Source organism: Shimia sp. (assembly GCF_041624275.1).
Lineage (GTDB): Bacteria > Pseudomonadota > Alphaproteobacteria > Rhodobacterales > Rhodobacteraceae > Shimia.
Genome location: NZ_JBFJVE010000002.1, coordinates 40,100 through 51,201, shown reverse-complemented (window position 1 = coordinate 51,201; position 11,102 = coordinate 40,100). Strand labels below are relative to the sequence as shown.

Annotated in this window: 10 protein-coding genes; 6 read left to right on the top strand and 4 right to left on the bottom strand. The window is 65.2% G+C overall.

The genetic code is table 11. The features are described from left to right. The 6 genes from ABZD10_RS00525 to ABZD10_RS00500 form a co-directional block, all read left to right on the top strand. Positions 1–1,188, top strand: a 1,188-nt coding sequence (locus tag ABZD10_RS00525; protein ID WP_372884143.1) for a glutamate synthase-related protein, incomplete at its 5' end; no start/stop codon positions are given. 156 nt (positions 1,189–1,344) lie between these two features. Continuing rightward, the gene (locus tag ABZD10_RS00520) at positions 1,345–1,704 is read left to right on the top strand and encodes a DUF4189 domain-containing protein (RefSeq protein ID WP_372884142.1); all 360 of its coding nucleotides are present in this window, start codon (positions 1,345–1,347) and stop codon (positions 1,702–1,704) included. A gap of 67 nt (positions 1,705–1,771) precedes the next feature. Then, positions 1,772–2,491, top strand: a complete 720-nt coding sequence (mtgA, locus tag ABZD10_RS00515; RefSeq protein WP_372884141.1) for a monofunctional biosynthetic peptidoglycan transglycosylase — start codon at positions 1,772–1,774, stop codon at positions 2,489–2,491. A 60-nt stretch (positions 2,492–2,551) separates the two neighbouring features. Next, positions 2,552–3,217, top strand: a complete 666-nt coding sequence (locus ABZD10_RS00510) for a glutathione S-transferase family protein (RefSeq protein ID WP_372884140.1) — start codon at positions 2,552–2,554, stop codon at positions 3,215–3,217. Positions 3,218–3,318: 101 nt separating this feature from the next. Next, a complete protein-coding gene (queG, locus tag ABZD10_RS00505) occupies positions 3,319–4,371 on the top strand; it encodes a tRNA epoxyqueuosine(34) reductase QueG (RefSeq protein WP_372884139.1) in 1,053 nt (350 codons plus the stop codon). Positions 4,372–4,419: 48 nt separating this feature from the next. Beyond that, positions 4,420–6,426 carry a hydantoinase/oxoprolinase N-terminal domain-containing protein gene (locus ABZD10_RS00500; protein ID WP_372884138.1) on the top strand — a complete coding sequence of 669 codons (2,007 nt, stop codon included), beginning with the start codon at positions 4,420–4,422 and terminating at the stop codon, positions 6,424–6,426. Positions 6,427–6,429: 3 nt separating this feature from the next. Here the strand turns inward: ABZD10_RS00500 and msrA are convergent, their stop codons facing one another. From msrA to ABZD10_RS00480, 4 genes are all read right to left on the bottom strand, one after another. Beyond that, complete coding sequence (gene msrA / locus ABZD10_RS00495) at positions 6,430–6,930, bottom strand: peptide-methionine (S)-S-oxide reductase MsrA (protein WP_372884137.1); 501 nt, start codon at positions 6,928–6,930, stop codon at positions 6,430–6,432. Further along, positions 6,927–7,376 carry a peptide-methionine (R)-S-oxide reductase MsrB gene (msrB, locus tag ABZD10_RS00490; RefSeq protein WP_372884136.1) on the bottom strand — a complete coding sequence of 150 codons (450 nt, stop codon included), beginning with the start codon at positions 7,374–7,376 and terminating at the stop codon, positions 6,927–6,929. Before msrB ends, msrA begins: the two co-directional genes overlap by 4 nt. An 84-nt stretch (positions 7,377–7,460) precedes the next feature. Beyond that, on the bottom strand, positions 7,461–8,474 hold the full coding sequence (locus ABZD10_RS00485; RefSeq protein WP_372884135.1) for a GlxA family transcriptional regulator: 1,014 nt from the start codon (positions 8,472–8,474) through the stop codon (positions 7,461–7,463). 20 nt (positions 8,475–8,494) lie between these two features. Beyond that, complete coding sequence (locus ABZD10_RS00480; protein WP_372884134.1) at positions 8,495–10,960, bottom strand: FAD-dependent oxidoreductase; 2,466 nt, start codon at positions 10,958–10,960, stop codon at positions 8,495–8,497. Positions 10,961–11,102 lie beyond the last annotated feature (142 nt).

Here is an 11,102-nt window from a genome sequence, read left to right as displayed (position 1 = left end):
GCCGAGGAATACGGCATCGGCACCGCCGCGCTGATCGCCATGGGCTGTATCATGGTGCGTCAGTGCCAGTCGAACACCTGCCCGGTGGGCGTCTGCACCCAGGATCCGGAACTGCGCGCCAAATACACCGGCTCGGCCGACAAGGTGGTGAACCTCATCACCTTCTACGCCCAGGAAGTGCGGGAGATTCTCGCCTCGATCGGCGCCCGGTCGCTGGACGAGGTGATCGGACGCGCCGACCTCTTGGCGCAGGTCTCGCGCGGGTCCGCGCATCTGGATGATCTCGACCTCAACCCGCTGCTGATCACCGTCGATGGCGCCTCGGAGATCGTCTACAACCGTGACAAGCCCCGCAACGCGGTGCCGGACACGCTGGACGCCGAGATCGTTCGCGATGCGGCGCGCTTCCTTGAGGAAGGCGAAAAGATGCAGCTGAGCTATGCGGTGCAGAACACGCACCGCACGGTCGGCACCCGCACCTCGTCGCATATCGTGCGCAACTTTGGCATGCGCAACGCGCTGCAAGAAGATCACCTGACGGTGAAGCTCACCGGCTCGGCCGGGCAGTCGTTGGGGGCCTTTGCCGCGCCGGGGCTGAAGATCGAGGTCTCGGGCGATGCCAACGACTATGTCGGCAAGGGGCTCTCGGGCGGCACCGTGGTGGTGCGCCCGCCGATGGCCTCGCCGCTGACCGCATCCGAGAACACCATCATCGGCAACACGGTGCTTTACGGCGCCACCGACGGGCATCTCTTTGCCGCCGGCCGCGCCGGCGAGCGTTTCGCGGTGCGCAACTCGGGCGCCAAGGTGGTGATCGAGGGCTGTGGCGCCTGTGGCTGTGAATACATGACCGGTGGTGTGGCGGTGATCCTCGGCAGCATCGGCGCCAACTTCGGCGCCGGCATGACCGGCGGCATGGCCTATCTCTATGACCCCGAGGGCAAGGCCGAAAGCCTGATGAACATGGAAACGCTGGTGACCTGCCCGGTCACGGTGGCGCATTGGGAAGACCAGCTGAAAACGCTGATCGAGCGCCACCTTGCCGAAACCGGCAGCCGCAAGGCCGCCGACCTTCTGCAACACTGGGACATCGAAAAGGGCAATTTCCTTCAGGTCTGCCCGAAGGAGATGCTGATCCATCTTCCGGCGCCGCTGGCACTGGAGGAGCAGGCCGTTCCGGCCGAGTAACCGGCGACGCAGCCAGAAAGACAGGGCCCCGCAGCATGATCCGCTGCGGGGCCTTTTTCGTTCCGGCCCCGCGCGGCCGGCGCCGGGTTTGGGAATTCGCCCGATTCGGCGCATAGTGAGGGGGTCAAACCGGAGGGTTAAGCGATGAGAACAGCAGTGAAAGCCAGCGTTCTGTCGGTCGGCGCCTTGGTTCTGGCCGGGGCGCTCAACGCCGGCCAGTGCGGCTATGAGCAATGCTGGGGCGCGGTCGGCATAGGGCCCGGTGGCGCCTATGGCTGGGCCCATAGCCACGCCTCGGAAGGCGCCGCCTACAATGCCGCGCAACGCGGCTGCCGGGGCAATTGCGACCAGATCCGCACCTTTTACAACACCTGCGGGGCGATCGCCCGCGCCAGCAACGGCGGCTGGGGCTGGGGCTGGGCCAGCAGCCGGCAGGCGGCCGAGAACACCGCCCTTGGCTATTGCCGGGAATATGGTGCGAACTGCCGCGTGGCGGTCTGGGCCTGCTCGCCCTGAGACAAGGCGGCCGGTTGCTTCGACGGCACCTTTGGATTACCCCCTTGCGCAGCGCAGGTAGGGTACGATGGCAAAGAAGAAGGCGGGCACAAGGCAGCAACCGGGGATGGTGCGACGGCAATGGCTGCGGCTGCGCCGCTGGCTGCGGCGCAGCCTGATCTGGATGCTGTCGCTGACCATTTTCGCGGTGCTGATCTATGCCATCATCAACCCGCCGATCACCTACACGATGTGGAGCGAGAAACGCCGCCTGGGCCAGATCGACCGGGAATGGGTGACGATCGAAGAAGTCGCCCCGGTCATGCTGCGCTCGGTGGTGGCGGCGGAAGACGCGAATTTCTGCCAGCACTGGGGGTTCGACATCAAGGCGATCCGCGCCTCGCTTGACGAGGGCGGCGTGCGGGGGGCCTCGACGATCAGCCAGCAGACGGTGAAGAACGTCTATCTCTGGCAGGGGCGCAGCTGGGCGCGCAAGGCGCTGGAGACGCTGTTCACACCCTTGATCGAGATCGCCTGGAGCAAGCGCAGGATCCTCGAGATCTATGTCAATGTCGCCGAGTTCGACGAGGGGGTGTTCGGCGTCGAGGCGGCGGCGCGCCATTACTTCGGGGTCGGGCCCGAGGCGCTGAGCCCGCGCCAGGCGGCGCGGCTGGCGGCGGTTCTGCCGGCCCCCAAGACCCGTTCGGCGGCCACCCCGGGTCCGGGGCTGCGCCAGCGCGCGGCGGCGATCCAGGACGGGGCCGAAACCCTGCGCAGGGACGGGCGCGCGAGCTGTTTCGAGGATTGAACATCTGCGACCGGCGGTGCATTGAGGGAAATAGGAAACCCAATTGCACGCGAAGCTGAGATGAATCGACTGTTCCATGTTCCCCTGTCGCCCTTTTGCCGCAAGGTCCGCCTGTCGCTGGCCGAAAAGCGCATCGAGGTCGAACTGGTCGAAGAACGCTACTGGGAGCAGAACCCGGATTTCCTGCGCCGCAACCCGGCGGCGAAGGTGCCGATCCTGAAGATGGGCGGCCGGATGATGACCGAAAGCGCCGCCATCTGCGAATACCTCGAAGAGACCCACCCCGAGCCGGCACTGATGCCGCGCAGCCCCGAGGGCCGCTTTGAAACCCGCCGCCTGGTCGCCTGGTTCGACGACAAGTTTCATCACGAGGTGACCTCGAAGCTGCTTTACGAGCGGGTCAACAAGAAGGTCATGGGACAGGGCTATCCCGACAGTTCCAACGTCAAGTCGGGCGCCAAGGCGATCAAGTATCACCTTGATTACATGGCCTGGCTGCTGGACCACCGGCGCTGGCTGGCCGGCGATGCGATGACGCTGGCAGATTTCGCCGCCGCCGCGCATCTGTCGGCGCTGGACTATATTTCCGACGTCGACTGGAACCGCTCGGAGGTGGTCAAGGACTGGTATGCCAAGATCAAGTCGCGCCCGGCCTTCCGCTCGATCCTGGCCGATCAGATTCCCGGCTTTCCGCCGCCGCAGCATTATGCCGATCTGGATTTCTGAAACCCGGTGGATTTGGGGGCGCTGCCCCCCGCACCACCCCTTGGCAGGGGCGGCACTCCCCCCGAAGTATTTTGGGCAAGATGAAGCCGGGGACGGGTGACATGGATCTAAAGGCACGGTTGCAACAAGAAGCCCTGGAGATGGGGTTCGACCTGTGTCGGGTCTGCCGGCCGGATGCGGTGGGGCATGTCTCGGCGGCGCTGGCGGAATACCTGGCAAAGGGGCATCACGGGCAGATGGGCTGGCTGGCCGAACGCAGCCATTGGCGCAGCGACCCTTCGGTGCTGTGGCCCGAGGCGCGGTCGGTGATCATGCTGGGCGAAAGCTATACCCCGGAACATGATCCGACCGAGGTTCTTCGGTGGCCGGAGCGGGCGGCGATCTCGGTCTATGCCCAGAACCGCGACTATCATGACATCGTGAAAAAGCGCCTGAAGCGGCTGGCGCGCTGGTTGATCGCCGAGGTCGGCGACGCGACCCAGGTCAAGGTTTTCGTCGACACCGCGCCGGTGCCGGAAAAACCATTGGGTCAGGCGGCGGGTCTTGGCTGGCAGGGCAAGCATACCAATCTGGTCAGCCGCGATCTCGGGTCCTGGTTCTTCATCGGCTCGGTGTTCACCACGGTGGAATTGGAGACTGATCCGGCGGAAATCGACCATTGCGGGTCGTGCCGGGCCTGCCTTGACGCCTGTCCGACCGATGCCTTTCCGGCGCCGCATCAGATCGATGCACGGCGCTGCATCTCTTATCTCACCATCGAACATCACGGGCCGGTGGATGTGGAGCTGCGCCCAAAGCTGGGCAACCGCATCTATGGCTGCGACGATTGTCTGGCGGCCTGCCCGTGGAACAAGTTCGCGGTCGAGGCCCGCGAGATCCGCTATCATGCGCGCGATGACCTGATGGCGCCGGCATTGGCCGATCTGGTCGGGCTGGACGACGCGGCCTTCCGGGCGCATTTCTCGGGCAGTCCGATCAAGCGCATCGGGCGCAACCGTTTCGTGCGCAACGTGCTTTATGCCATCGGCAACAGCGGCGACGCCTCGCTGCGCCGCCATGCGCTGGCGTTGCAGTCCGACCCGGACGCAACCGTGGCCGATGCCGCGCGATGGGCGGCAGAGCGGCTCGATGAGGTCGCAAACAGGCGGGACTGAGCCGTCGGGGGCTGGCAGAGACACAGGCGCGAACAGAAAGGAAATCTCATGGCCTTGTCATTGGGTGTCGATACCGGCGGAACCTATACCGATGCGGTGCTGATCCGCGACGAGCAGGAGGTGGTGGCCTCGGCAAAGTCGCTGACCACGCGCCATGACCTGGCCGAAGGGATCGGCAAAGCGGTGGGCAAGGTGTTGCAGGACGCGGCGGTGAGCCCCGGCGAGATCGCCCTTGCCTCGCTGTCGACCACCCTGGCCACCAACGCGCTGGTCGAGGGGCAAGGCGGGCGCGTGGCGCTGGTGCTGATCGGGTTTCGCGCCGGCGATCTGGAGCGCCACGGGCTGAGCGACGCCCTTGCCGGAGACCCGGCGCTGCTATTGGCGGGGGGGCACAACCACGCCGGAGACGAGGCGGCACCCTTTGAAGAGAGCACGCTGCGCGACTGGCTGGCGGCGCATGGCCGGCAGGTATCGGGCTATGCGGTGGCGGCCCAGTTTGCCACCCGCAATCCGGCGCATGAACAACGCGCGGCGGCGCTGATCCACGAGATGACAGGCCGGCCCGTCAGCTGTTCGCACCACCTGTCGTCCAAGCTGAACGGGCCGAAACGGGCGATGACGGCGGTGCTGAACGCGCGTCTGATCGGCATGATCGACCGGCTGATCCGCCGTGCGGAAGCGCGGTTGCAGGATCTGGGCGTGACGGCGCCGCTGATGGTGGTGCGCGGCGACGGGGCGCTGATCTCGGCGGAGTTTGCCCGCGAAAAGCCGATCGAAACCATTCTCAGCGGCCCCGCCGCCTCGATCGTCGGAGCGCGCTGGATGACCGGGGCGCAGGATGCGCTGGTCAGCGATATCGGCGGCACCACCACCGATGTCGCGGTGCTGCGCGACGGGCGGCCCGGAATCGACCCCGACGGCGCCCGCGTCGGCCCCTATCGCACCATGGTCGAGGCGGTGGCCATGCGCACCACCGGCCTTGGCGGCGACAGCGAAGTGCAGGTGGTGAGCGAGGGCCTGCAGGGCGGCGTCACGCTGGGGCCGCGCCGCGTGCTGCCGATTTCGCTGGTGGCCACCGAGGCGCCCGAGGTGGTGCACCGCGCGCTTGATGCACAGTTGCGCAGCGTCACGCCCGGCGAACATGACGGGCGGTTCCTGCGGGTGATGCCCGCGGCGGCACAGGACGGGCTCGGGGCGCGGGAAACCACGCTGCTGGAGCGGATCGGAGATCGGCTGTGCCCCTTGCAGGAGGTGCTGCGCAGCCGGATCGAGACCAAGGCGCTGCGCCGCCTCGTCGAACGCGGCATCGTGCAGGTCGCGGGCGTCACCCCGTCGGATGCCAGCCACGTGCTGGGCAATCTCGACAGCTGGGACCGGGAGGCGGCGGAAAAGGCGCTGACGCTGATGGGGCGGCGGCGCACCGGCAGCGGCAACATGCTGGCGCCCGACCCGGTGGTTCTGGCGCGGATGATCGTCGATCAGCTCACGCATCAGACGGTTTTGGCCCTGTTAGAGACGGGTTTTGCCGAGGAAGCCGAGGCTTTCGGCCTGCCGCCCGAGCAATTGGCGCGCCATGTGCTGATGCAAAAGGGTCTCGACCGGCATCGTGGATTGCTGCGGCTTGAGGCCGGGCTGAACCAGCCCCTGATCGGGCTCGGCGCCTCGGCCGCAACCTATTACCCGGCGGTGGCAGAGCGTCTGCACTGCCGCGTCGACCTGCCGACCCATGCCGGGGTCGCCAATGCCATCGGCGCCGTGGTCGGGCGGGTGACGATCCGCCGCTCGGGTGAGGTCAGCGCCCCGGCCGAGGGACGGTTCCGGGTGCATCTGGAGAGCGGCCCGCAGGATTTTTCGGATGCCGAGACCGCCTTGCAGACCCTTGAGCAGCACCTTTCGGCGGAGGCACGGCAAAGCGCGATGGCCGCCGGAGCCGAGGGCATCCGGGTGACGGTGGCGCGGGACATTCGCACCACCGAAGCCGAGGGGCGCGAGATCTTCCTGCAGGCGGTGCTGACGGTCGAAGCCTCGGGGCGGCCGCGAATCGCGGCGGAATAGACCCTATTGCGCGCGACGCGGCAGAACCCAGTCGGGCCGCGCGAAATGGCAGGTATAGCCGCCGCGGTTCTTTTCGAGGTAGTCCTGGTGATAATCCTCGGCCTGCCAGAAATCGCCCACGGGTTCGACCTCGGTCACCACCCTGCCCGGCCATAGACCCGAGGCCTCGACATCGGCGATGGTGTTCAGCGCCTCGGCCTTCTGCGCCTCGTCGGTGTAAAAGATCGCCGAACGATAGGACATTCCGACATCATTGCCCTGCCGGTTGGGCGTGGTCGGGTCGTGGATCTGGAAAAAGAACTCCAGCAGGCGGCGATAGCTGAGCCGCGCCGGGTCAAAGAGAATCTCGATCGCCTCGGCATGGGTGCCGTGGTCGCGATAGGTGGCGTTGGGGACATCGCCGCCCGAGTAGCCGACCCGCGTCATCAACACGCCATCCATGCGCCGGATCAGATCCTGCATGCCCCAGAAACAGCCCCCCGCCAGAACCGCGCGTTCGCTCATGTCACATCCTCCACCTGATCCAGAAATTCGCCGTAGCCCTCGGCCTCCATGTCGTCGCGGGGCACGAAGCGCAGGCTGGCCGAATTGATGCAGTAGCGCAGGCCGCCCCGGTCCACCGGTCCGTCGGGAAAGACATGCCCGAGATGGCTGTCGCCATGTTTCGAGCGTACCTCGGTGCGGATCATGCCATGGCTGGTGTCGTGGTGCTCGACGACATGCGCGCTTTCGATCGGTTTGGTGAAACTGGGCCAGCCGCAGCCAGATTCATACTTGTCGGCGCTGGCAAACAGGGGCTCGCCCGACACGACATCGACATAGATGCCCGGCGCCTTGTTGTTCAACAGCGCCCCGGTTCCCGGACGCTCGGTGCCGTTCTGCTGGGTGATCCGGAACTGTTCTTCGCTGAGGGCCCTGATCGCTTCCGGGTCTCTCCGATAACGGGTCATGGGTGGCTCCTGATTTCCTGTTCGCTCTTCCATTAAATGGGGCTCGGCGCGGGAAAGCAAAGGCCTTTTTCAGCGCGATGACCCTTACGTGATCGGAACGCTGCGCACGCGTCCGACATCGCGGCTGGGCGAAATGCCGTAATGGGTCCGGTAGCTCTTGGAAAAATGGGTCTGCGAATTGAAACCGCAGGCAAAGCAGATTTCCGACAGGCTCAGCTTGGTGTGGAACAACAGCTCGCGGGCCTTTTCCAGCCGCAGCCCGATATAGAAGCTCTTGGGCGTGGTATCGAGGTATTTGCGGAACAGGCGTTCAAGCTGGCGCCCGGAAATGCCGACCATCAGGGCGATTTCCGACGGCGGCAGCGGGTGTTCGATATGGTCGCCCATGATGTCGAGCGCCTCGGCGAACTTGGCGTGGCGGGTGCCGGCGCGCATTTGCAGCGACAGCCGCTGGCTTTGGGACTCGCTGCGCGGATTGGTATAGACCATCTGTTCCGACACGTGGTTGGCCAGCGCCCGGCCATGGTCCCGTTCGATCAGGTGCAGCATCATGTCGATCGACGAGGCGCCGCCGGCACAGGTTGGCCGGTCGTTGTCCAATGTATAAAGCGTGTCGCGCAGATCCACCGTCGGGAACAATTCGGCGAAGGTGCTGTGATAGATCCAGTGGGTGGTGGCGGGCCGGTCAGCAAGCAACCCGGCATTGGCCAGGGTATAGGCCCCCGAGCCGAGCGCGCCGCAGGCCACGCCAAGGCGGGTCTGGCGCCGCAGCCAGTTCATGATTTTCAGGGTGCTGTTGGCCCCGATATTGTCGCCGCCGACGACGATCAGCGTGTCCTGCCGGCGCAATTCGCAAAGCCCGCCGTCGACGCTTGTCGCCAGCCCGTTCGAGGCCAGCACCGGCGCCCCGGTTTCACCCAGCACCAGCCAGTCGAAAAAGGTCCTGTCCTCGTAACCGTTCGCCAACCGCAATGCTTCCACCGCACATGTGAAACTGAGCTGCGAGAACTCGTTCATCAACAGGAAGACATAGCGTTTCGGGGCAACCGGCGGAACCGGTTGCGCCGTGTTCGGGGACAGGGGCATGGCTTTGGTCACGTGGCTGTCCTCATCGACCTTCAGGCGCGCATATTGGCGCCATTGGCGTCATAGATCGGCCCCCCGAGAACCTCGGCGTCATAGAATTCTCCGAGGATCTCGACCTGCAATGCGGTGCCCGGCGCAGCATGTTCGGCCGCCACATAGCCCATCGCCATCGACTTGCCGACATGATGCGCATAGCCGCCGGACGACACATAGCCGACGGCCACACCGTCTTTCAGAATCGCCTCGTCATTGCTCACGTCGATACCCTCCACATCAATGGTCATTGTCACCAGTTTGCGGGCCGCACCCGCCACTTTCGCGGCGTAAGCGGACTCTTTTCCGACAAAATCCTTCTTCCAGTTGATGAAATCCTCCATCCCGCTTTCCGTGGCGTCAAAGTCGGGCCGGAAATCCAGCGTCCAGACGCCCCAGCCCTTTTCCAGCCGCAGCGACATCAGCGCGCGTGCGCCATACCAGCGATAGCCAAGATCGGCCCCGGCCGCTTCGATCGCTTCGGCAAGACGCAGCAGGTATTGCGGCCGGCAGTAGATCTCGTAGCCCAGTTCGCCCGAAAAGGAGATCCGGTTGAGGATCACCGGGACGCCGCCGACACAGGTCTGGCGCAGGTCGCGGAACCTGAAGGCCTCGGCCGAGACGTCGTCGCGGGTGATGCGCTGCAACAGCTCGCGCGAATTCGGACCGGACAGGGCGATGCCGTGCCAGTCGTCGCTGACATTGGCATAGGTGACATCCGCCGGCAGATCCTTTTCGAACCAGCGTCGATGCGCCTCCTGCATCGCGCCCGATCCGAACAGCATGAAATGGTCCTCGGCCAGACAGGCCACGGTGAGATCACCATAAAGCTTGCCCTTGGGGGTCAGCATCGGCGTGAGGGTCAGACGACCGGGCTTGGGCACATATCCGGCCAGCACGCGATCCAGATAGGCACGCGCTCCGGCGCCTTTGAACTCATGTTTAGCAAAGTTGGCAATCTCGATGCCCCCCACCGCCTCGCGCACCGCCCTGACCTCGCGCGCCACATAGTCATGGCTGCGGTTGCGCTCGAATGTGGGGTCTTCATGGGCATCTTCGGGCCCATCGGCAAACCACAGCGCGTTTTCCAGCCCGAACCCCTGCCCCATGCGCGCGCCCTTGGCGACCAGACGGTCATAAAGCGCGGTGGTCTTCTGCAAGCGGCCCTTGGGCAGGGTCTCGTTGGGGAAGGTCATCACGAAGCGGCGCTCGTAATTCTCGGTCGATTTCACGGTGCCCCAGTCGGGGGTCGCCCAGTCACCGAACCGCGCCACATCCATCGCCCAGACGTCGATCGAGGGTTCGCCGTCGATCATCCACTCGGCCATGGTCAGGCCGACGCCGCCGCCTTGGCAGAAACCCGCCATGACGCCCACGGCGACCCAGTAGTTCTTCATGCCCGGCACCGGCCCGATCATCGGGTTGCCGTCGGGACCGAAGGTGAAGGGTCCGTTGATCATGTCCTTGATGCCGGCATTGCCGATGGTAGGGATGCGCTCGAACGACATTTCCAGACGGTCGGCGATGCGATCCAGATCGGGCGGCAACAACTCGTGCCCGAAATCCCATGGCGTGCCGCCGACCTTCCAAGGGGTGCCCTTGGGCTCGTAAGTCCCGAGCAGCATGCCCTGGCGTTCCTGGCGGAAATAGATGTTCGCCTCATAGTCGATCCCGGCCGGCAGGCGCCCCGATCCGCCCTGCTTCATGCGCTCGACGATCTCGGGGATCGCCTCGGTGATGAGATAGTGGTGCTCCATCGGCTGCACCGGCAGGTTGATGCCCTGCATATGGCCCACCTCGCGCGCCCAGAGACCGCCGCAGTTGACGATATGCTCGGCATTGATGACGCCCTTGGGCGTGGTCACGTCCCAGCTGCCGTCGGCACGCTGGCGGGTGGCAGTGACCGGGGTGTGGGTGAAATACTGCGCCCCGTGCACCCGCGCTGCCTTGGCAAAGGCATAGGTGGCGCCCGAGGGGTCGAGATCACCGTCCTGATCGTCCCACAGGGCGGCATGATAGTGTTTGGGGTCGATCAGCGGGTGGCGCTCGGCGACCTCCCTGGGGCTGATGAACTCCTGGTTCAGCCCCATGTAGCGAGCCTTGGACCGCTCGCGTTTCAGGTAGTCGTACCAGGTCTTGTTCGACGCCAGGTAGAAACCGCCGGTGATGTGCAGACCCACCGAATGGCCCGAGAGCTCCTCGATCTCCTTGTAGAGGTCGATGGTATAGCTTTGCAGGCGGCTGATGTTGGGATCCGATGAAATCGTGTGGATCTGCCCTGCCGCATGCCAGCTCGACCCCGAGGTCAGCTCGTCGCGTTCCAGCAGCACCACGTCTTTCCACCCGAACTTGGCCAGGTGGAACAGGATCGAACAGCCGACCACGCCGCCGCCGATCACCACCACCTTGACATGGGACGGCAGGCTCTTGCCGTTGCTGGTCTCTTCTCTTTGAATCTCAGGCATCAGATCGCCCCCCTTGGTCTCTTGCCCAGTCTGGTCTCGCGCGGGGGGGGCGGCTCCGGTTGCGCCGCCCCTGACCGCGACCGGACCAAGCTAGGGCCCGGCGGCGCAGTTGTGATCCTTGAAAAATCTGATGATTTGGATA

Excerpts from the sequence above, each read along its gene's own strand:
- mtgA (WP_372884141.1), top strand. The coding sequence starts at position 1,772 with ATGGCAAAGAAGAAGGCGGGCACAAGGCAGCAACCGGGGATGGTGCGA.
- msrB (WP_372884136.1), bottom strand. The coding sequence starts at position 7,376 with ATGACCCGTTATCGGAGAGACCCGGAAGCGATCAGGGCCCTCAGCGAA.
- msrA (WP_372884137.1), bottom strand. The coding sequence starts at position 6,930 with ATGAGCGAACGCGCGGTTCTGGCGGGGGGCTGTTTCTGGGGCATGCAG.
- ABZD10_RS00500 (WP_372884138.1), top strand. The coding sequence starts at position 4,420 with ATGGCCTTGTCATTGGGTGTCGATACCGGCGGAACCTATACCGATGCG.
- ABZD10_RS00510 (WP_372884140.1), top strand. The coding sequence starts at position 2,552 with ATGAATCGACTGTTCCATGTTCCCCTGTCGCCCTTTTGCCGCAAGGTC.
- ABZD10_RS00480 (WP_372884134.1), bottom strand. The coding sequence starts at position 10,960 with ATGCCTGAGATTCAAAGAGAAGAGACCAGCAACGGCAAGAGCCTGCCG.
- queG (WP_372884139.1), top strand. The coding sequence starts at position 3,319 with ATGGATCTAAAGGCACGGTTGCAACAAGAAGCCCTGGAGATGGGGTTC.